Genomic DNA, 21,340 nt, shown 5'->3' with positions numbered 1-21,340 from the left:
CCGCACCATGAGCAAAAAAACCCTGATCGCGCCATCGGTGCTGGCTTCCGATTTCTCGAAGCTCGGCGACGAGGTCGAGGCGGTGGCGGCGGCCGGCGCCGACTGGATACATCTCGACGTCATGGACGGGCATTTCGTCCCCAACATCACCTTCGGGCCACCGGTGATCAAGGCGATCCGCAACCGCACCAAGGCCTTCTTCGACTGCCATCTGATGATCGCGCCGGCCGATCCGTATCTGGAGGCCTTCGCCGAGGCCGGCTGCGACGGCATGACGGTGCATGCCGAGGCCGGGCCGCATCTCGACCGGTCGCTGCAGACGATCAAAAACCTTGGCAAGAAGGCCGGCGTGTCGCTCAACCCGGCGACACCGGAAACGATGATCGAATACGTGCTCGACCGGCTTGATCTGGTCCTGATCATGACGGTCAATCCGGGCTTCGGCGGCCAGGCCTTCATTCCGGCGATCGTCGACAAGGTGAAGCGGGTGAAGGCGCTGATCGGTGGCAGGCCGATCAGGATCGAGATCGACGGCGGCATTTCGCCTGAAACTGCGCCCCTGGTCACCGCCGCCGGCGCCAGCGTGCTGGTCGCCGGTGCGGCCATCTTCAAGGGCGGCAGCGTCGAGGCCTACCGGGCAAATATCGAGGCAATCAGGGCGGCGGCGGACAAGGCGGCCGGCTGACCGCTGCCGCCTGGCCCGGAAACCGCGGCTCGGGGGACTTATGAGCAACCATCTGTTCGATGCTTTCCGTGCCCGGATGCCCGCGCCCGAACGCCTTTTGATGGAGGCAGAGGATCGGCGCTCGATCAGCTATGGCGAAATGCTGGCGCGCTCCGCTCAACTGGCACATGCGCTGTCGCAGCTGGGCGTCGAAGCCGGCGACCGCGTCGCCGTTCAGGTCGAGAAGAGCCCCGAGGCCATTTTCCTTTATCTCGCCTGCCTGCGTGCCGGCGCGATCTTCCTGCCGCTCAACACCGCCTATACACTGGCCGAGCTCGACTATTTCTTCAGGGATGCCGAGCCGCGACTGGTCGTCTGCGACCCGGCGCGACTGACCGAGATAGGCGCTTTGGCGCAGGCCTCGGGCGCTGCGGTCGCGACACTCGGCAGCAAGGGCGAGGGTTCGTTGACCGATCGCGCCTCTGAGGCGGCCGTGGACTTCCACGATGTGGCGCGCGGACCGGACGACCTTGCTGCGATCCTCTATACGTCCGGGACCACCGGCCGTTCGAAAGGCGCCATGCTCAGCCACGAAAACCTCGCCTCGAATGCGCGGGTGCTCGTCGACCTCTGGCGCTTCACTGCCGCAGACGTGCTGATTCACGCGCTGCCGGTTTTCCACACGCATGGCCTTTTCGTCGCCACCAATGTCGTCCTGATGGCCGGCGCCTCGATGCTGTTTGAAACCAAATTCGACCCGGCCTGCATCGTCTCGCTGCTGCCGCGCGCCACCGTCCTGATGGGCGTGCCGACCTTCTACGTCCGCCTGCTGCAGCAGGACGGTTTGAACCGGCAAGCGGCGAAAAACATCCGCCTGTTCATTTCCGGCTCGGCGCCGCTTTTGGCCGAGACGCACAGAACCTGGCGAGAGCGCACCGGCCACGCCATCCTCGAGCGCTACGGCATGACCGAGACCAACATGAACACGTCGAACCCGTATGAGGGCGAGCGGCGAGCAGGCACAGTCGGGTTTCCCCTGCCCGGCATCTCCCTGCGCATCGCCGATCCCCATGGCGGCGAAACACTTGCCCGGGGCGAGGTCGGCATGATCGAGGTCAAGGGCCCGAACGTCTTTTGCGGCTACTGGCGCATGCCGGAAAAGACCAGGGCCGAATTCCGTGACGATGGGTTCTTCATCACCGGCGATCTCGGGCTGATCGATGCCGACGGCTATGTCCACATCGTCGGCCGCGGCAAGGACCTGATCATTTCCGGCGGCTACAATATCTATCCAAAGGAAGTCGAGAGCGAGATCGACGCGCTGCCTGGTGTCGCCGAAAGCGCTGTCATCGGCGTTGTCCATCCGGATTTCGGCGAAGGCGTCACCGCTGTCGTGGTGCGGGCGCCGGGCTCGACCATCAGCGCCGCAGGGATCATCGAGGCCATCGCCGGGCGCCTCGCCAGGTACAAGCATCCGAAACGGGTGGTCTTCGTCGACGAACTGCCGCGCAACACGATGGGCAAGGTGCAGAAGAACCTGCTGCGCGAAGCCTACAAGGACCTCTATACGTCCAAACCGGGCTAGGCCGGATGGATAGCGTTAGCTGCAAAAACCTTGGCGCCATCGATCCAGACGCTTTTAATGTCCAGATCGTCTGACAGCGAAACGATGTTGGCGGCGGTTCCCTTGGCGAAGCGCCCGTGCCGGTGCGACTGGCCGATCGCTTGCGCCGGATAGAGCGAGGCCATGCGCAAGGCTTCGTCGAGGCCGAGGCCGACGACGCGGTGCACGAAGCGCACCGCGGAAATCATGTCGAGATCAGCGCCCGCCAGCGTGCCGTCGGCAAGTGTCAGCCTGCCATCCTTGCGGTGGATGGTGCGGCCGTTCAACGTGAACGAGGTCATGTCTGTGCCGATCGTCGCCATGGCGTCGGTGACGAGCAGGATCTTGCCCGGCCCCTGCTTGGCGCGCAAGGCGATGGCCATGGTGGCCGGATCGACATGGATACCGTCGGCGATGATCCCGGCATAGAATGTGCCGGTATCGATTGCGGCGCCCGCCAGCCCCGGCTCGCGATTGCCGATCTGGCTCATTGCGTTGAACAGATGGGTGACCACCGTTGCGCCGGCCTCGGCAAAGGCGCGAGCCGCGGCATAGCCGGTATCGGAATGGCCGATGCTGACGACAATGCCGGCCTTGCTAAGTGCCGACACCTGGCCGGGCTCGACGGATTCGGGCGCCACCGTCGTCAGCAGCACGGGCAGGTTTTTCCGTGCGGCGATCAGCATCGCCTGGTCGGAGTCTAGCATCGGCCGGATCAAAGCCGGGTCATGCGCGCCCTTGCGGGCGATCGACAGATGTGGCCCTTCGAGATGCAGGCCCAGGAACCCCGGCACCTTCCTCCGTGCCGCCTCGGCTCCGGCCGCAACCGCCGCGGCGGTGATCCCGGACGTGTCGGTAATCAGCGTCGGCAACAGCGCCGTCGTGCCGAAGGGTGCGTGCGCCCGGCAGATGGCCTCGATCGAGGCGAGGTCGGGATGGTCGTTGAGCATAACGCCGCCGCCGCCATTGACCTGCAGATCGACGAAGCCAGGCGCCAGCATGCCGCCGCCGGTCTCGATACGCGCAACATTGGATGGAATGGCGCCGGCGGCAACGATGGCCTCGACGAGCCCGTCGCGCACGACAAGCGCCGCATTGTCGTGCCAGTCGTCGCCATCGAAAATCCGGGCGCCAGTCAGGGCAAAGCGATCGCTCATAGGGTTTCCGTCACCTTGCGCAGATTGGGCGGCGTGTCGGGGTCGAGGCCGCGATGGCGGGCAAAAGCCTCGACGAAACCATAGAACGACACGATCAGCGTCAGCGGGTCGGTCAGCGGATGACCGGTGGCGACATGCGGCAGCGGCCGCGCGCCCTTTGCCTTGTTCGACGTCACAAAGACGGCGGCGCCCTTGCCGGCCAGGCTGTCGGCGGTCTCGGCAACCGAAGGCTCTGAGGCGTCGCGAGCAGCCAGAGCCAGCACAGGGAAGCCGGGACCGACCAGCGCCAGTGGGCCGTGCATGACCTCGGCGGCACTATAGGCTTCCGCATGCATGCCGCAGGTTTCCTTGAATTTCAGCGCCGCCTCGTTGGCGATCGCCGCCGACGGGCCACGGCCAAGGATGAACAGAGATTTTTGCGTCTCGAGTGCCCCGGCCAGCGCCATCCAGTCGCAGGCGATCGCCTTGCGAAAATGCTCCGGCAGGCGGGCGAGTGCGGCGAGCAACTTGTCGTCGCCGGTGCTGTGCGCCATCAAGGCGAGGCCGGCGACCGCCGAATTGACGAAGGTCTTGGTCGCCGCGACGCTGAGCTCCGGTCCGGCCAAGATATCGATGGCGTAATCCGAGGCGCGCGCGAGCGGCGAATCGGCGGTGTTGGTGATGGCGACGGTCAGCGATCCGCCGGCCCGCGCCGCTTGAGCCATTGCGACGATGTCCGGGCTCTTGCCGGACTGCGAGATCGCCAGGCAGGCCGAGCCGCCCAGCTTCAGCTTGGCGCCATAGATCGAGGCGATCGACGGGCCGACCGATGCAACCGCCAGCCCGGCGGTCAGCTCCACGGCATATTTCATGAAGGTCGCGGCATGGTCGGACGAGCCGCGCGCCACGGTGACGACGAAATTCGGGTCGCGCTCGCGAATGCCGCGTCCGGCTTCCGTCAGCACCGCGGCCGAACCGTCGAGCAGGCGGGCGGTGGCCTCCGGGATCTCCTCGATCTCGCGCCGCATATGGGTAATTGTTGCGCTCATGGCCGGCCCTCTTCGCCCGGCCCGCTCAGCCGGAGTTCGGCGACAAAATCATAGGCGTCGCCCCTGTAGATGGAGCGGGTGAACTCGATCACCTTGCCGCTCGCCAGATAGGAGATACGCTCGATGTGCAGGCCGGCAATGCCCGGCGGCACTTCCAGCAGATGCGCGTCGCTATCGCCGAGATTGGTGGCGGAAATGCGCTGCACCGCCCGCACCGGCCTGTTGCCGGTCTTTTCCAGCGCGGCGTAGAGAGACGAACCGATCGCCGCCGGATCGGGCAGCACGCTTGTCGATAGCGAGGCGCGCTCGATCGCCAGCGGCGTGTCGTTGGCGATGCGAAGGCGCGCCACGCGCGCCACCAGTTCGTTCGACGCCAGGCCGAGCACCATCATCTCGTCGGGCGACGGCGGATAGAGGCCGCGGTCGAGCCAGGCCGAACGCACCGCCATGCCGCGCCGCGCCATGTCTTCAGTAAACGAGGTCAGCATCGACAGCGACTGCTCGACGCGCTCCATGCGCGGCGCAACGAAGGTGCCGGAACCATGCCGCTGGACGAGGATGCCGCCCTTGACCAGGTCTTGCACCGCCTTGCGCACGGTGACGCGCGAAATATCGGCCTTGCTGGCGATGTCGCGCTCCGATGGCAGCGCATCGCCCGGTCCGATCAGCCCGCGTTTGACCGCATCCTCGATGCTTTTCCTCAGCTGCAGATAGAGCGGTGCGCCGCTCTGCGACGATTGTCTCAGCGCCGCGAATATCTGGTCGGCGGCCTCGCTCATCGCGCTGCCTCCGCCGTGTTCGCAAAAATCCGAACCGCCATCTGCACCGCGCCGCCCAGCGCGTCGTCGAGCGGCGGTTTCAGCAGCGCCCGGTAGCGGGCCGACAGGCGCGGCGCGTAAAGCGGCGCCAGCCCGCCGAGCAGGCAGAGCGGATCGTCGCCACCCAGGTCGAGCACGCCAAGCGCTGCCTCGACATCGGCGACCGCCTTGTCGAGGATCGAGATAGCGACGGCGTCGCCTTTTTCGGCATGTTCGAACACCTTGGGCGCGAAGCCGCCGAAGTCGCCGGGCTTGGCATTGGTGGTGAACTCGACCACATCCTCGGGATTGTTGCGGAAGATGGCGAGCATGGCCTCTGTCAGCGGCGATCCCTGGCGGATGCCGTCATAGGCGAGCAGCGTCTGTTCGAGCAGGTCGCGGCCGATACGGGCGCCGCTGCCCTGGTCGCCGACCTGGAACCCCCAGCCGCCGATGGCGCGCGACTTGCCTTGTTTGCGCGCCATATAGGCGGTGCCGGTGCCGAGTATGGCCATGGCGCCGTCGCCGGAGCCGACCGCGCCTTCAAGTGCGATCTCGGCGTCGGTCTCGACACGGCTGCTGCGGAACGGCAGGATCGCTTCCAGCTGCTGCCGATAGGTGCCGACATTGGCGCCGGCAAGGCCGAGAACGGCCGGAGTTTGCGGGATCAGTCCGGGATCTCTGCCCGCGGCGACAAAGGCCTGGTGCGCTGCATCGACGATATTGGCCCTGGCGCCGGTGAGATCGGTGCGGATGTTGGCGGCACCGCTTTTGGCGCGGCCGAGGAGGCTGCCGTCGGCCGTTGCAAGGGCCGCCCTGCAGCTGGTGCCGCCGCCATCGATGCCGAGCACGAATTTCACGCGATTTCTCCTCCGGGCGGATAATACCAATAAAATACCAATAGCCAAGGATTAATTTCTGTTTCAAAAAAGTTAAGGCGTAGTTTGTTGGAAAATCAGCCAATTTCGTCCGCAAGCCTGCACCGCCGCAACGATTTCATTAATGCGTGTGGACAAGTGGTATTTTTTTGGTATGGTTTTCTCGATTGGAGGAAAGCGGATGGCCGAAACGCGCACCGAAGCGCTTCACCACAATGCCGAGGGACTGGATATCCAGGCCCCGGAAGCCGTCCTTTCCTCCTTGGCCAACGCACAGATCGAGGCCGCCAAGGCCGTGCACGGCGCCATTCCTGCCATTGCCGCGGCAGCCGAAATCATCGCAAGCAGACTGAAAAGCGGCGGCAAGCTCGCCTATGCGGCTGCCGGCAGTTCGGGCCTGATGGCACTGGCCGATGCGCTTGAGCTGCCGGGCACTTTCGGCATCCAGCGCGACCGTATCGCCATCCTGATCGCCGGCGGCGATGAGGCCTTCAAGACACTGGCCGGCGGGCCGGAGGACGACACCGAGGAAGCTTCGGTATCGGTCGCCGCTGCCCGCATCGGCAAGGGCGACTGCCTGATCGCCGTCTCGGCCAGCGGCTCGACACCTTATGCTGTCAGGGCGATCGAGGACGCCAGGCGCCGCGGTGCGGCGACCATTGCCATCGCCAACAACAGGGATGCGCCGCTGCTGCGGCTGGCCGACATCGCCATCCTGCTCGAAACGCCGCCGGAGCTGATTGCCGGCTCGACGCGCATGGGCGCCGGCACCGCCCAGAAGATCGCGCTCAACATGCTGTCGACGCTCGCCGCCATCCATCTCGGCCATGTCCATGACGGCTACATGGTCAACCTCATGGCCGACAACATCAAGCTGCGCGACCGCGCCGCACGCATCGTGGCCGCCGTCAGCGGGCGCGACAAGGACGAGGCGGCGCGCCTGCTCGAAAAGAGCGGCGGTGTCGTCAAGACCGCCATTCTGCTCGCCGCCGGCGCCGCCAGCGCCGATGCAGCCGAGAAGATATTGGAAGGGACCGGCCACAGGCTGCGGCCCGCCCTTTCCGCGATCGAGGGGAACAAGGGGCGCAATGCCTCTGTTCTCATCAAAACCGAACCTGAAAAAGGTCAACAGGGAGACTGAGCATGACAACGAAGCTACTGACGGCACTTCTTCTCGGCACCAGCATTCTCGGCTCCGCCGGGGTGGCTTATGCCGACGACGTAACGCTCAACATCGAAAGCTGGCGCGGCGACGACCTTGCCATCTGGAAGGACAAGCTGATCCCGGCCTTCGAAGCCAAGAACCCGGGCATCAAGGTGGTGTTCGCGCCGTCGGCGCCAACCGAATATGACGCGGCGCTGGGCGCCAAGCTCGCCGCCGGCTCGGCCGGCGACCTGATCACCTGCCGCCCGTTCGACAAATCGCTGGAACTGTTCAAGAAGGGCAATCTTGCCGATATCTCGACCCTGCCCGGCATGGAGAACTTCTCGCCAGTGGCCAAGGCGGCCTGGCAGACCGACGACGGCAAGGTGAGCTTCTGCGTGCCGATGGCCTCGGTCATCCATGGCTTCATCTACAACAAGGACGCCTTCGACAAGCTCGGCCTCAAAGTGCCGGAGACCAATGAGGAGTTCTACGCCGCGCTCGACAAGATCAAGGCCGACGGCACCTACATCCCGATGGCGATGGGCACCAAGGATCTTTGGGAAGCGGCGACCATGGGCTACCAGAACATCGGACCGAACTACTGGAAGGGCGAGGAAGGCCGCCTGGCGCTGATCAAGGGCGAGCAGAAGCTGACCGATCCGCAGTGGGTCGAGCCCTTCAAGGAACTGGCCAAGTGGAAGGACTATCTCGGCGACGGCTTCGAGGCGCAGACCTATCCGGACAGCCAGAACCTGTTCACGCTCGGCCGCGCCGCCATCTACCCGGCCGGCTCGTGGGAGATCGGCCTGTTCAACACGCAGGCGCAGTTCAAGATGGGCGCCTTCCCGCCGCCGGTGCAGAAGGCCGGCGACACCTGCTACATCTCCGACCACACCGATATCGGCATGGGCCTCAATGCGGCTTCGAAGAACGCGGATGCGGCCAAGACCTTCCTGTCCTGGGTGGCCTCGCCGGATTTCGCCACCATCTACGCCAACGCGCTGCCGGGCTTCTTCAGCCTGAACAACACCCCGGTGAAGATGGAAGACCCGCTGGCCCAGGAATTCGTCTCCTGGCGCGGCAAGTGCAAGTCGACGATCCGCTCGACCTACCAGATCCTGTCGCGCGGCACGCCAAACCTCGAGAACGAGACCTGGGTTGAATCGGCCAACGTCATCAACGACACCGATACGCCGGAAGCTGCCGCCAAGAAGCTGCAGGACGGCCTCGACAGCTGGTACAAGCCGGCAAAGTAAGAGCGCGGCGAAGCGTTGTCTCCCCCCTCGAGGGGGAGATGTCGCCGAAGGCGACAGAGGGGGTCGGTCGAGGCAGGCCGCGGCTTGATCGTTGCTGAAAGGCGCGGTCGAACGACGATGGCGCGCTGCCTCGGCCGACCCCACCTGCCTCGCTTCGCGAGGCACCCTCCCCTCGAGGGGGAGGGAGGCGCCGTGCCCTTTGACGGCAATTGCAAGACCTGATCGGCGGGGACCGAACGCATGGCCGCAGCACCGAAAAGACCATTCCGTTGGCATATCGGCGTTTTCCTGGCGCCGGCGTTGCTGGTCTATACGGCGATCATGATCCTGCCGCTGGCCGGCACGCTGCAGCTTTCCTTGTTCCGCAACATCAATCAGTCGCAGGTCTTCGTCGGACTGGAAAATTTCCGCATGCTGTTCGGCGATCCCAACTGGTCGGTCAATTTCTGGAATGCGCTCAGGAACAATGTCTGGTTCTTCATCATCCACATGCTGGTGCAGAATCCGATCGGCGTCCTTTTGGCAGCACTTCTGTCCAGCCCCAGGCTGCGGTTTTCCGCCTTCTACCGCACGGCGATCTTCGTGCCGACGATCCTGTCCTTCGTCATCGTCGGCTTCGCCTGGAAGCTGATCCTGTCGCCGCTATGGGGCGTGGCGCCGCATATGATGGACCTTGTCGGCCTGAAAAGCCTGTTCACGCCCTGGCTAGGCAAGGCGCAATACGCGCTGACCGCGCTCAGCCTGATTTCGGTCTGGCAGTTCGTCGGCATCCCGATGATGCTGATCTATGCGGCATTGCTGTCCATCCCCGAAGAGGTGATCGAGGCTGCCGAATGCGACGGGATCACCGGTATGGCGCAGTTCTGGAAGATCAAGCTGCCGCTGATCCTGCCGTCGATCGGCATCATCTCGATCCTGACGTTCGTCGGCAATTTCAACGCTTTCGACCTGATCTACACCGCGCAAGGCGCGCTGGCCGGACCGAACTATTCAACGGATATTCTCGGCACCTTCCTCTACCGCGCTTTCTTCGGCTTCCAGCTCCAGGTCGGCGATCCCAACATGGGCGCGGCGATCGCCACGATGATGTTCCTGATCATCCTCGGCGGCGTCTGCGTCTATCTGTTCCTCGTGCAGACGCGCTTGCGTCGCTACCAGTTTTAGGGGAGCGTGACCATGAGCACCGCAACCCGCTCGCTGCCCCGCACCATCGGCGCCCACGCGATCCTATTGACCTACACCGCGATCGCGCTGTTTCCGGTGATCCTCGTGATCATGAATTCGTTCAAATCGCGTGCCGGTATCTTCGGTGCGCCGCTGACGCCGCCGACGCCGGGGACCTTCGACCTGATCGGCTACACCACGGTGATCGGCCAGGGCGACTTCATCCACTATTTCCAGAACAGCCTTGTCGTCACCGTCGCCTCGCTGTTCTTCGTGCTTTTGTTCGGCGCCATGGCTGCGTTCGCGCTGTCGGAATACCGCTTTCGTGGCAATTCGCTGATGGGGCTTTACCTGGCGCTCGGCATCATGATCCCGATCCGCCTCGGCACCGTCGCCATCCTGCAGTTGATGGTGGCGAGTGGACTGGTCAACACGCTGACGGCGCTGATCCTGGTCTACACGGCGCAGGGCCTGCCGCTGGCCGTTTTCATCCTGTCGGAATTCATGAAGCAGGTCTCCGACGATCTGAAGAATGCGGGCAGGATCGATGGCCTGTCCGAATACACGATCTTTTTCCGGCTGGTGCTGCCGCTTGTGCGGCCATCGATGGCGACGGTCGCGGTCTTCACCATGATCCCGATCTGGAACGATCTGTGGTTCCCGCTGATCCTGGCGCCGTCGGAGGAGACCAAGACGGTGACGCTGGGCGCACAATTGTTCCTCGGCCAGTTCGTCACCAACTGGAACGCCATCCTGGCCGCCCTGTCGCTGGCGATCATGCCGGTGCTGATCCTCTACGTCATCTTCTCGCGGCAGCTGATCCGCGGTATCACTTCGGGAGCGGTCAAGTGAATTCGCAAACACCCCTTCGCGTTGTCGTCGCCGGCCTCGGCAATATGGGGCGCAGCCATGCGCTGGCCTATCACACTAATCCGGGGTTTCAGATCGCCGCGCTGGTCAACCGCTCCGATGTGCCGCTGCCGGAAGGGCTTTCGACCTACGCCATCCGGCGTTCCTTCGACGAGGCGCTGCGCGATGAAAAGCCAGACGTCGCCTGCATCGCCACCTATTCCGACAGCCATGCCGACTATGCCGTCAAGGCATTCGAGGCCGGCTGCCATGTCTTCGTCGAAAAGCCGCTGGCAACGACGGTCGCCGATGCAGAACGCGTCGTCGCAGCAGCCAAGGCCAACGGCAAGAAACTGGTGATCGGCTATATCCTGCGCCACCACCCGTCCTGGATCAGGCTGATCGCCGAGGCGCGGAAGCTCGGCGGCCCTTACGTGTTCCGCATGAACCTCAACCAGCAATCCTCAGGACATACCTGGGAGACGCACAAGCAGCTGATGCAGACGACGTCGCCGATCGTCGATTGCGGCGTGCATTATCTCGACGTGATGCTGCAGATCACCGACGCCAGGCCGGTCGAGGTGCGTGGCATGGGGCTGCGGCTGAGCGACGAGATCGCAACGTCGATGTACAATTACGGGCACCTGCAGGTGCTGTTCGACGACGGCTCGGTCGGCTGGTACGAGGCCGGCTGGGGGCCGATGATTTCGGAGACGGCTTTCTTCGTGAAAGACGTGATCTCGCCCAATGGCTCCGTGTCGATCGTCATGAAGGAGGGCGCCAGGTCCGACGACATCGATACCCACACCAAGACCTCGACCATCCGCCTGCACAGTGCGGCAACCGGCGCGGACGGCAAGTTCGCCAAACCGGATGAGATGCTGTCAATGCAAGGCGAGCCCGGCCATCAGGACCTCTGCGACCTGGAACAGGCGTTTGTGCTGAAGGCGATCCGCGAGGATCTAGACTTGACCCGCCACATGGATGACGCGGTGAAGTCGCTCGCCGTCTGCCTGGCCGCCGACGAGAGCGTACGCAGCGGCCTCGCCGTGAAACTCTAGAACAGGGACTAAGCCGTGGGCTCGCTGAACATCGAGAACGTGAAAAAGGCCTTCGGGCCGGTCGAGGTGCTGAAGGGCATCAACCTCGAAGTGACCGATGGCGAGTTCGTCGTCTTCGTCGGTCCATCCGGCTGCGGGAAGTCGACGTTGCTGAGGGTCATCGCCGGACTGGAGGACTCGACCTCGGGCCGCGTGGTCATCGACGGGGCGGACGTCTCCGCAACGCCGCCGGCCAAGCGCGGCATCGCCATGGTGTTCCAGACCTACGCGCTCTACCCGCATCTGACGGTGAAGAACAATATGGGCCTCGGCCTCAAGCAGGCGGGCACGCCGACGGCCGAGATCGACCGCCGCATCGGCATCGCTTCCTCGATGCTGTCGCTAGAGCCCTATCTCGAGAGGCGGCCGGCCGAATTGTCCGGCGGCCAGCGCCAGCGCGTCGCCATCGGCCGCGCCGTGGTGCGCGAACCCAAGCTTTTCCTGTTCGACGAGCCGTTGTCGAACCTCGATGCCGCGCTGCGCGTCAACACCAGGCTGGAGATCGCGCAATTGCATCGCCGGCTGAAGGCCACGATGATCTATGTCACCCACGACCAGGTCGAGGCGATGACGCTGGCCGACAAGATCGTCGTCCTCAACGCCGGAAAAATCGAGCAGATCGGCGGCCCGATGGAGCTTTACAATTCGCCGGCAAATGAATTCGTGGCCGGCTTTATCGGCTCACCAAAGATGAATTTCGTCGACGGTGCCAGGCTTGGCGAAACGGCAAAGACCATCGGCGTCCGTCCCGAACATTTGACGGTGGATCCCAAATCCGGCGCCTGGAAAGGCACGGTCGTCCACGCCGAGCACCTTGGCGCCGACACCAATCTCTATCTCGACTGCGAGAAGGCCGGCTTGATCACCGTGCGCATCTTCGGCGTCTACAACGCCGAACCCGGCGCCACGCTCTATGCGACGCCGGATCCGGCGAAGACATACCGGTTTGGAGCCGATGGCAAGGTGCTGGAGTAGGCGCCGACTCCCCTTCTCCCCTTGTGGGAGAAGGTGGCCGAGCGAAGCTCGGTCGGATGAGGGGTGCTGGAAGGATCGCTGCCCTGAAAGCGTACGTGCCTAAAATCCCCTGATGTTTTCATGCCTCGTTTCTTCCAACACCCCTCAACCGTCTCGGCGCTGCGCGCCGATCCACCTTCTCCCACAACAAGGGGAGAAGGGAAGGTTTCTACAAATCCGCCTTGAACGTCTGCTTCTGTATACCAAGCCCTTCGATACCGAGCTCGACCACATCGCCGGGCTTCAGGAACACCGGCGGCTTCATGCCGAGGCCGACGCCGGGCGGCGTGCCGGTCGAGATGATATCGCCCGGGTGCAGCGACATGAACTGGCTGAGATAGGAGACGAGATAAGCGACGCCGAAGACCATGGTCTTGGTCGAGCCGTTCTGCATCGTCTTGCCGTTGACCGTCAGCCACATAGGGATGTTCTGCGGGTCCTTGACCTCGTCCTTGGTCACCAGCCACGGACCGATCGGCCCGAACGTGTCGCAGCTCTTGCCCTTGGTCCACTGGCCCTGGCGCTCGGCCTGGAAGGCGCGCTCGGAGACGTCATGCGCGACGCAGTAACCGGCGACATAGTCCAGCGCCTCGGCTTCGGTGACATATTTTGCGGTCTTGCCGATGACCACGCCGAGCTCAACTTCCCAGTCGGTCTTCACCGAGCCGCGGGGGATCAGCACGTCGTCATTCGGCCCGACAATGGCCGAGCTTGCCTTCATGAAGATGATCGGCTCCGGCGGCACGGTGGCGCCGGTTTCGGCGGCGTGGTCGGAATAGTTGAGGCCGATGCAGATGAATTTGCCGGTGCCGGCGACGCAGGCGCCGATCCGCGGCTTGCCGGAAACCGCCGGCAAAGATTTCACATCGAGCTTCGACAATGTCTCAAGCGATGCCGGGTCAAGCGCCTTGCCGGCAATGTCGGTGACATGGGCGGAGAGGTCGCGGATCGTTCCATCGGCATCGAGCAGGCCGGGGCGTTCGCTCCCCGCCTCGCCATAGCGCAGCAGTTTCATAGAATTCCTCTCCTTGATTTGAGATGAGCTTAGATCGACCAGCCACCGTCGATATTATAAGCCTGCCCCGACGTATAGGTGGCGCCAGCGAGATAGACGGCGAGATCGGCGATTTCCTCGGGTGTGCCGAGGCGGCCCATCGGCTGGCGGGCGATGAAGGCCGCGCGAGCTGCTTCGTAATCGCCCTGCGCATGCATGCGGTCCTGCAGCGACGGGCTTTCGACCGTGCCCGGACAGATCGCATTGCAGCGTATGCCCTTGCCGACATAGTCGGCCGCGACCGATTTGGTCAGGCCGATGACGGCTGCCTTGGTCAGCCCGTAAACGAAGCGGTTCGGCACGCCCTTGGTCGAACTGGCCAGCGATGCCATGTTGATGATCGAGCCGTCGCCGCGCTCCAGCATGCCGGGCAGCACGGCGCGGATGGTGCGGATCATCGAGCGAACATTGAGGTCATAGGCAAAGTCGAGATCGCCGTCCTTCATCTCGAGGATCGACCCGGAATGGACGAAGCCGGCGCAATTGAACAGCACGTCGACGGCGCCGATCTCGGCAAAAGCGGCGTTCACCGCCTCGTCGTTCAGCACATCCAGCTTGCGGGTCTTGATGCCGGGCGTCTTGCCGAGGTCGGCGAGCACCACCTCGTTGATGTCGGTGGCATGGACGACGGCGCCGGCCTTGGCGAAAGCCAGGGCGCTCGCCCGGCCGATGCCTTGCGCCGCCGCCGTGACGACAACGATTTTGCCTGTCAGATCCGCCATGCTTTTCTCCTCGCCCGTCTATGATCGTTCGGCTTTTTACCGGCACAAGGCCGGGGCGCAATGTGCCAGGGGAGCACTACCATCCCGCCTGTTTCGATATTCGCCTGCCAGCCAAATGTTTTTTCTCGGTAAAGAACATCTTTTGGCTCGTCAAGCCCGGACGTCCTTCCGGGACATTCAGTCGCCGTAGGGCACCCAGACGTTCTTGACCTCGATCGCACGGCGCAGCAGGGTATCGCCGGCTGCTTCGTTCAACGCCCAGTCGAGGCTGTGGCCGTTGCCGGTCCAGACGCGTTTGAGATTGCCGATGGACTCGGCCTCGGCCTTGGCGCAAGTCTCGGCATCGGCGAACACCCAGAGCCCGTCAACATCGTCATGCTTGGCCAGTACGCCGGCCAGCTCGGCGCTACGGCCGGTGACGATATTGATGGCGCCCGCCGGAACGTCGGAATATTCGATGACCTGGTAGAGGTCGGTGGCAAGCAGCGGGTATTTTTCGGACGGCACGGCGACCACGGTGTTGCCCATGGCGAGCGCAGGCGCCACCAGCGAGATCAGGCCGAGCAAAGGCGCATTGTCCGGCGCGACGATACCGACGACGCCGACCGGTTCGTGCAGTGCCAGTGTGACGGCGCGGGCTGGCGGCTGGTGGACGCGGCCCTCGAATTTGTCGGCCAAGCCGGCATAGAGGAACAGGCGCTCGATCGACAGCTCGACCTCGTCGCGCGCCGCCTTGGCGGTCGCGCCGGTGAGCTGGGTCAAACGGGCGGCAAACTCGTCGGCGCGGCCGGAAAGGTTTTCGGCCAGGTAGTAGAGCACCTGGCTGCGGTTGTAGGCGGTCGCCTCCGGCCAGGCCTTGCAGGCGCGCGCGGCCGCGACGGCGTCACGGATATCCTTGCGGTTGCCGAGCCCGGCCTCGCCGGCAAGCTTGCCCTTGGCGGTGGCGACGGCGAAGGAATAATTTCCGTCCGGCCGGACCTGCTTGCCGCCGATGAACAGTTTTGCCGTGCGGTCGATGGCGTCGCCTTCCGGCTGCTCGACAGGTTGGGCCGAAGACGTTGCCGGTTTGATGGTCGGGCTGAGCGGCAGTTTTGCCGAGAGATATTCGAACATGCCCTCGCGCCCGCCTTCGCGGCCAAAGCCGCTCTCGCGATAGCCGCCGAAACCGCAGGCGGCGTCGAACATATTGGTGCCGTTGACCCAGACGACGCCGGCCTTCAATTGCGGCGCGACGTGCAGCGCAAGATTGATGTTCTCGCTCCACACCGAAGCGGCCAGGCCATAGCGCGTGTTGTTGGCAAGCTCGACCGCTTCCTCGGTGTTGCGGAAGGTCATGGTGGCGAGCACCGGCCCGAACACCTCTTCCTGTGCCAGAATGTTAGTCGGCGAAACACCTGTCGCCAGCGTTGGCAGATGGTAATAGCCCGAGGCGGGCAGTGCCGAGTCCGGCTGCCAGCAGATCGCGCCCTGCTTGGCGCCTTCGGCGATCAGGCCCTTGACGCGATCGAGCTGGGTCAAATCGACCAGCGGGCCGATGTCGGTGTTCTTGTCGAGCGGGCTGCCGACGCGCAGCCGGCTCATCCGCGTCTTGACCTTGGCGATGAAGGCGTCGGCGATGCCTTCCTGCACCAGCAGGCGCGAGCCGGCACAGCAGACCTGGCCCTGGTTGAACCAGATGCCGTCGACCAGACCTTCGACGGCGCTGTCGAGGTCGGCATCCTCGAAAACGACAAAGGCCGACTTGCCGCCAAGCTCCAGCGACAGTTTCTTGCCCGAGCCGGCAGTGGCCTTGCGGATGATCTTGCCGACCTCGGACGAACCGGTGAAGGCAATCTTCTGGATGCCGGGATGGTTGACGATGGCCGCGCCCGCCTCCGGCCCGCCCTGGACGATGTTGACGACGCCCTTCGGCACGCCGGCGCGTCGGCAGATCTCGGCAAAGAGGATGGCGGTGAGCGGCGTGAATTCCGCGGGTTTGAGCACCACGGTGCAGCCCGCGGCGAGCGCCGGCGCGATCTTCCAGGCGAGCATCAAGAGCGGGAAGTTCCACGGGATGATCTGGCCGACGACGCCGACGCCCTTATGGCCTGGAAAATCCCTGTCCAGCGCCTGCGCCCAGCCGGCATGATGGATGAAATGGCGGATGGCGAGCGGCACGTCGATGTCGCGGCTTTCGCGGATCGGCTTGCCGTTGTCGATCGATTCCAGCACCGCGAACAGCCGTTGGTGACGTTGCATGGCGCGGCCGATGGCATAGAGCACTTTGGCTCGGCTGTAGCCGGTGCTGGCGCTCCATTTCGGCAGCGCTTTTGTGGCGGCCGAAACCGCAGCGTCGATATCGGCGGCACCAGCGTCCGACACCTTGGCCAGCAATTTGCCGGAGGCGGGATCGCTGGTGTCGAAGGTCTTGCCTCCGCTGGCTGCCTTCCAGTCGCCGCCGATGAACAGCGCTTTGCCGAAATCCCGCGCGGCAAGCCACCCATCGGCCTCGTTGCGGGCTTCCGGCGCCGGCCCGTAATCCATGGCGTGATAGCGTTCGAGAATGTTCATGAAGCGCTCCGAATCACGCCATCGCGTGGCGATGATTGGCCGAGTAGTGGCCTGTCAGATGATGCTCGAGTTGGCGCTCGATGTCGGTCAAAAGGCTTGATGCTCCGAAGCGAAACAGCTCCGGCTCCAGCCACGGCCGGCCCAGTTCTTCTTTCATCAGCACCAGCCAATCGAGCGAGGCTTTTGCCGTGGAAATGCCACCGGCCGGCTTGAAGCCGATGAGATAGCCGGTTTCCTCGAAATAGGCGCGGATGGCGCGCACCATGGCAAGGCCAACCGGCAGCGTCGCGTTGACGCTTTCCTTGCCCGTGGAGGTCTTGATGAAATCTGCGCCCGCCATCATCGCCACCATCGAGGCGAGCATGACGTTGCGCAGCGTCGCGAGGTCGCCGGTGCCGAGGATCACCTTCAGATGCGCCTCGCCGCAAGCGGCGCGCATCGAGACAATCTCGTTATAGAGCTCTTGCCATTTCGCCCCGAATACCAGGCCGCGCGGGATGACGACGTCGATCTCGTCGGCGCCGTCGCGGACCGATGCTTCGATCTCCTGCAGGCGCGTCGAAAGTGGGGCAAGGCCATGCGGGAAAGCCGTCGAAACGGCGGCGACATGGACGCCGCTGCCGCGCAGCGCCTCGACGGCAGTGGCGACGAAGGGATGATAGACGCAGACCGCCGCCGGGCGGATCTGTTCACCGGTAATGCCGAGCCCCTCGGCAATGTCGCGGCGGAACGGGTTGACTGCCTTGGCACAGAGCCGGCGCACGCGCTCTTCCGTGTCGTTCGAGTTCAGCGTCGTCAGGTCCATGCAAGCGACGGCGCGCAGCAGCCAGGCGGCCTGGTTATCGGCCTTGATCGAGCGTCGTTTGGTCAGGCTGGCGACGCGGCGTTCCAGCGCCGAACGGTTGACGCTGCGCACCGATTCCATGAAGCCGAGATCGAGCCTCATGCCGGGATTGCGGGCAATGCCATGGACCTGCGGCACCGGCGCATTGGCGGCGGCGCGCGCCGGCAGCGGCGTGATCTTGGACGTGCCGAGATCGGTTTCGCGGATTGTGCTGCTCATCTCCTGCCCCTTGTTCAGCGACTTATGCCGAAGATAGACCGTGAAGCAGCGCTTCACGAGTCCTTCAAGCGGTCATAGCGGAAAAAGGCAGTCAAGGCAGCCGATTTTTGACCGTATGATCAAAATCAAGGTCGCAAACCAGTGGACGCTGAGCTGCCGCGTCTCAGCCGACGAAGGCGCGCTCGACGACGAAGCTTGCCGGATGATGCAGCGAGCCTTCCTGGAAGCCGTGGCTTTCAGCCAGCTCCTTGACGTCCTTCAGCATATGCATCGAGCCGCAGATCATGATGCGGTCGGTCTCGGGATTGAGCTTGTCGATGCCGAGATCGGTGTAGAATTTGCCCGAGCCGATCAGCGCGGTGATGCGGCCCATGCACTCGGAGGTCTCACGCGTCGTTGAATTGTAGAGCGTGACGCGGCCACCGGTCAGCTCGCCGATCAGCGGATCATTCTCCAGTGCGGCCACCAGCTCCTGGCCGTAGGTGAGTTCAGCATTGTCTCGGCAGGTATGGGTCAGGACCACCTGCTCGAACTTCTCATAGGTGTCGGGATCGCGCAGCAGGCTGGCGAAGGGCGCGATGCCGGTGCCTGTCGAGATCATGAACAAGCGCTTGGCCGGCGTCAGTGCGTCGACCACCAGCGTACCGGTCGACTTCTGCCGCATGATGACGGTGTCGCCGATCTGGATCTTCTGCAGCTCCGAAGTGAGCGGGCCGTCCGGCACTTTGATCGAGAAGAATTCGAGTTCGTCGTCCCAGGCAGGGCTGGCGATCGAATAGGCGCGGAACACCGGCTTCTCGGCATTTGGCAGGCCGATCATGACGAACTCGCCGGAGCGGAAGCGCAGCGACTGCGGCCGGGTGATGCGGAACGAAAACAGCCGGTCGGTATAGTGCTTCACCGAGACGACAGTTTCGGCATAGACATTGGCCGGTATCGGGAACTGCAACGGCCGGGCGCCGGCAGTGTTGAACGCGGATGTGGTGTTCATCAAACCTAACCTTCCGGGCCAGCTCAGCGCCCGCGCCAAATCTTCACCTGCGCGCCCGAACCGGTCAGGTTCCAGCGTGCCGTTTGCACACTCCGAAGCGGTAAGCTCTTGTGTCCGGAATTTATTAGTATACAAACGATATTTGCGTCAAGACGCCGCCGTAAAACAGCTTTCCAAACTGAGGCATGTAAGCAGTTCGGGCATTTCGGGTTTCGACAATGGAACAGAATTTTTCGGCGCAAGCTCTGGATTCGGCGGGCAGTGTCGTCGCCGGCATAGATGTCGGCGGAACCTTTACCGACCTGCTTCTGATCGACGGCCGTGATGGTGGCCGGGTGCATATCGCCAAAACCCCGACGACGGTCGACAACCAGGCCTTCGGCGTCGTTGCAGCGCTTGGTGCCACCGGCTTTCCCGTCGACGGCATCGACCTCATCGTGCACGGCACGACGACCACGACCAACGCCGTTCTGGAGCGCCGGTTGGCCAAGACCGGCATGATCACCACGCGCGGCTTTCGCGACGTGATCGAGCTAGGCCGGCGGACACGGCCGCAACCCTATGGAATGACAGGCACCTTCGTGCCGATCATTCCGCGCAATCTGCGGCTCGAAGTGTCGGAGCGGGTCGAAGCCTCGGGCGCGGTGCGCATCCCGCTCGACGAGGCCGAGATGCGGACAGCGATTTCACAACTGATCGCGGCCGGCTGTGAATCCCTCGTCATCCATTTCCTGCATTCCTACGCCAATCCGGCGCATGAGCGGCGCGCCGCCGAGATCGCCGCCGAGCTTTGGCCGAACGGCTACATCACGACGGGCCACGCGCTGCTTTCGGAAGCGCGCGAATTCGAGCGCGGGGTGACCGCTTCGGTCAACGCTTCGGTGCAACCGATCCTCGAACGTTATGTCGAGCGGCTGCGTAAGGAGCTGGCATCAAAAGGCTACGCCCGCGACTTCCTGATCATGAACGGCAATGGCGGCATGATCTCTGCCCGTTTTGTCACACGTGAGTCGGCCAAGACCGTCATGTCCGGCCCCGCTTCCGGCGTCATTGCCGCCGCCTATACGGGAAAACGCGCCGGCTTCGAAAACCTGGTCACCTACGACATGGGCGGCACCTCGACCGACGTGGCGCTGATCCGCAACGCCGAGCCGGCGGTGTCGAACGAGATCGAGATCGAATATGCCATGCCGATCCATGTGCCGATGGTGGCGGTGCATACGGTCGGCGCCGGCGGCGGCTCGATCGCCCGCGTCGATGCGGCCGGCCTGATCCAGATCGGCCCGGAAAGCGCCGGCGCCAATCCCGGGCCGATCTGCTACGGACGCGGCGGCTTGGAGCCGACCATCACCGACGCCAATCTGGTGCTCGGTCGGCTAGCGCCGAAAAAGCTGCTTGCGGTGGAAAACCCGGTCACCGTCGAACGCGTCACCGGCATATTCGAGGACAGGATCGGCCGCGCCACCGGCCTATCCGGCGTCGAGGCTGCGGGTGCGGTGCTGCGGCTCGGCAACGTGAAGATGGCCGGCGCCATCCGCATGGTTTCGGTATCACGCGGCCACGACCCGCGCGATTTCGCGCTGTTCGCCTTCGGCGGCGCCGGGCCGCTGCATGCGACGGCATTGGCGCGCGAGCTCGGCCTGCCCAAGGTGCTGGTGCCGGCGCGGCCGGGCATTACCAATGCGCTCGGCTGCGTCGTCGCCGACCTCAGGCACGACTTCGTCAACACGGTCAACCAGCCGGTGGCCAGTCTCGATGAAACCCAACTCCACGACACATTGGAACGGCACCGAAACGAAGGCGAAGAGCTGATCGGCAAGGAAGCGGTGAAGCCGGAAACGATCCGCGTCACGCATTCCGCCGACATGCAGTTCGTCGGCCAGACGCATATCATCAACGTGCCGCTGCCGTCGTCTGCGGTGACGCGCGAGGTACTGCAGCAACTGTTCGAGAAGGCCTATTTCGCCCGCTTCAAGGTCCAGCTGCCGGAAATCCGCGCCAATCTGGTCAACCTCAACACCTCGGTCACCGGCGTGCGGGCGGCGATCGATCTGTCGCGGCTGATCGACCCGGCTGGCCGCGCCAAGACGCTCGAAGAGGCGCGGCGCGAAATCCGGCCGGTCTGGTATGGCGGGCGCTGGTACGACACGCCGGTCTACAGCAGGGAAAAACTGCCGCTCGACGCCGTCATCATGGGGCCGGCGATCCTCGAGCAGATGGACGCCACCACCGTGCTGGAGCCGGGCGACCGGGCGCGATCGGATGCCGATGGCAACATCATCATCGATATCGGTGAGGCCTGA

At 64.0% G+C, this 21,340-nt stretch carries 18 protein-coding genes; 9 read left to right on the top strand and 9 right to left on the bottom strand.

Annotated elements, in window-relative coordinates; all coding sequences use genetic code 11:
- The first annotated feature begins 7 nt into the window (after positions 1 to 7).
- Positions 8 to 685 carry a ribulose-phosphate 3-epimerase gene (rpe, locus tag NKJ46_RS08165; protein ID WP_352663881.1) on the top strand — a complete coding sequence of 226 codons (678 nt, stop codon included), beginning with the start codon at positions 8 to 10 and terminating at the stop codon, positions 683 to 685.
- Positions 686 to 725: 40 nt separating this feature from the next.
- Complete coding sequence (locus NKJ46_RS08160; protein ID WP_352663879.1) at positions 726 to 2,249, top strand: malonate--CoA ligase; 1,524 nt, start codon at positions 726 to 728, stop codon at positions 2,247 to 2,249.
- Here NKJ46_RS08160 and nagA read toward each other — a convergent pair.
- From nagA to NKJ46_RS08140, 4 genes are read right to left on the bottom strand one after another with little or no spacing between them, the layout of a single operon-like run.
- The gene (nagA, locus tag NKJ46_RS08155) at positions 2,246 to 3,424 is read right to left on the bottom strand and encodes an N-acetylglucosamine-6-phosphate deacetylase (protein WP_352663877.1); all 1,179 of its coding nucleotides are present in this window, start codon (positions 3,422 to 3,424) and stop codon (positions 2,246 to 2,248) included. The genes NKJ46_RS08160 and nagA overlap by 4 nt on opposite strands.
- Positions 3,421 to 4,452: an SIS domain-containing protein gene (locus tag NKJ46_RS08150; protein WP_352663875.1), complete on the bottom strand. Its 1,032-nt coding sequence runs from the start codon at positions 4,450 to 4,452 to the stop codon at positions 3,421 to 3,423. The genes nagA and NKJ46_RS08150 overlap by 4 nt, the downstream gene beginning before the upstream one ends.
- Complete coding sequence (locus NKJ46_RS08145) at positions 4,449 to 5,231, bottom strand: GntR family transcriptional regulator (RefSeq protein WP_352663873.1); 783 nt, start codon at positions 5,229 to 5,231, stop codon at positions 4,449 to 4,451. The genes NKJ46_RS08150 and NKJ46_RS08145 overlap by 4 nt, the downstream gene beginning before the upstream one ends.
- A complete protein-coding gene (locus tag NKJ46_RS08140; protein ID WP_352663871.1) occupies positions 5,228 to 6,109 on the bottom strand; it encodes a glucosamine kinase nucleotide-binding domain-containing protein in 882 nt (293 codons plus the stop codon). Before NKJ46_RS08140 ends, NKJ46_RS08145 begins: the two co-directional genes overlap by 4 nt.
- Before the next feature lie 199 nt (positions 6,110 to 6,308).
- On the opposite strand from NKJ46_RS08140, the gene NKJ46_RS08135 reads away from it, so the two are divergent.
- From NKJ46_RS08135 to NKJ46_RS08110, 6 genes are all read left to right on the top strand, one after another.
- Positions 6,309 to 7,268, top strand: coding sequence for an N-acetylmuramic acid 6-phosphate etherase (locus NKJ46_RS08135; RefSeq protein WP_352663869.1), 960 nt, complete (start codon positions 6,309 to 6,311; stop codon positions 7,266 to 7,268).
- A 2-nt stretch (positions 7,269 to 7,270) separates the two neighbouring features.
- Positions 7,271 to 8,530 carry an ABC transporter substrate-binding protein gene (locus NKJ46_RS08130; protein ID WP_352663867.1) on the top strand — a complete coding sequence of 420 codons (1,260 nt, stop codon included), beginning with the start codon at positions 7,271 to 7,273 and terminating at the stop codon, positions 8,528 to 8,530.
- A 240-nt stretch (positions 8,531 to 8,770) separates the two neighbouring features.
- Positions 8,771 to 9,694 carry a carbohydrate ABC transporter permease gene (locus NKJ46_RS08125; RefSeq protein ID WP_023718922.1) on the top strand — a complete coding sequence of 308 codons (924 nt, stop codon included), beginning with the start codon at positions 8,771 to 8,773 and terminating at the stop codon, positions 9,692 to 9,694.
- A gap of 12 nt (positions 9,695 to 9,706) precedes the next feature.
- The gene (locus NKJ46_RS08120) at positions 9,707 to 10,546 is read left to right on the top strand and encodes a carbohydrate ABC transporter permease (RefSeq protein WP_023718923.1); all 840 of its coding nucleotides are present in this window, start codon (positions 9,707 to 9,709) and stop codon (positions 10,544 to 10,546) included.
- Positions 10,543 to 11,604: a Gfo/Idh/MocA family protein gene (locus NKJ46_RS08115; protein ID WP_352663865.1), complete on the top strand. Its 1,062-nt coding sequence runs from the start codon at positions 10,543 to 10,545 to the stop codon at positions 11,602 to 11,604. Before NKJ46_RS08120 ends, NKJ46_RS08115 begins: the two co-directional genes overlap by 4 nt.
- 15 nt (positions 11,605 to 11,619) lie before the next feature.
- On the top strand, positions 11,620 to 12,618 hold the full coding sequence (locus tag NKJ46_RS08110) for an ABC transporter ATP-binding protein (protein WP_352663863.1): 999 nt from the start codon (positions 11,620 to 11,622) through the stop codon (positions 12,616 to 12,618).
- Positions 12,619 to 12,826: 208 nt separating this feature from the next.
- Here NKJ46_RS08110 and NKJ46_RS08105 read toward each other — a convergent pair whose 3' ends face one another.
- The 5 genes from NKJ46_RS08105 to NKJ46_RS08085 form a co-directional block, all read right to left on the bottom strand.
- Positions 12,827 to 13,672 carry a fumarylacetoacetate hydrolase family protein gene (locus NKJ46_RS08105; protein WP_352663861.1) on the bottom strand — a complete coding sequence of 282 codons (846 nt, stop codon included), beginning with the start codon at positions 13,670 to 13,672 and terminating at the stop codon, positions 12,827 to 12,829.
- Positions 13,673 to 13,701: 29 nt separating this feature from the next.
- Positions 13,702 to 14,433 (bottom strand): SDR family oxidoreductase, encoded by a 732-nt coding sequence (locus tag NKJ46_RS08100; protein WP_254815741.1) that lies wholly within the window; start codon positions 14,431 to 14,433, stop codon positions 13,702 to 13,704.
- A gap of 177 nt (positions 14,434 to 14,610) precedes the next feature.
- Positions 14,611 to 16,983, bottom strand: coding sequence for an aldehyde dehydrogenase family protein (locus NKJ46_RS08095; RefSeq protein WP_352663859.1), 2,373 nt, complete (start codon positions 16,981 to 16,983; stop codon positions 14,611 to 14,613).
- Positions 16,984 to 16,996: 13 nt separating this feature from the next.
- Positions 16,997 to 18,046, bottom strand: coding sequence for a deoxyribose-phosphate aldolase (gene deoC / locus NKJ46_RS08090; RefSeq protein ID WP_352663857.1), 1,050 nt, complete (start codon positions 18,044 to 18,046; stop codon positions 16,997 to 16,999).
- A 163-nt stretch (positions 18,047 to 18,209) separates the two neighbouring features.
- Positions 18,210 to 19,037, bottom strand: coding sequence for a ferredoxin--NADP reductase (locus tag NKJ46_RS08085; RefSeq protein WP_352663855.1), 828 nt, complete (start codon positions 19,035 to 19,037; stop codon positions 18,210 to 18,212).
- Positions 19,038 to 19,255: 218 nt separating this feature from the next.
- On the opposite strand from NKJ46_RS08085, the gene NKJ46_RS08080 reads away from it, so the two are divergent.
- Entirely contained in the window at positions 19,256 to 21,340 is a 2,085-nt protein-coding gene (locus NKJ46_RS08080; RefSeq protein ID WP_352663853.1) for a hydantoinase/oxoprolinase family protein, read from the top strand.

The organism is Mesorhizobium sp. M0166 (assembly GCF_040322255.1).
In the GTDB taxonomy this organism is placed as follows: Bacteria; Pseudomonadota; Alphaproteobacteria; order Rhizobiales; family Rhizobiaceae; genus Mesorhizobium.
The sequence above is the reverse complement of the archived record's forward strand: the minus strand, read 5'-3'. Positions and strand labels throughout refer to the sequence as shown.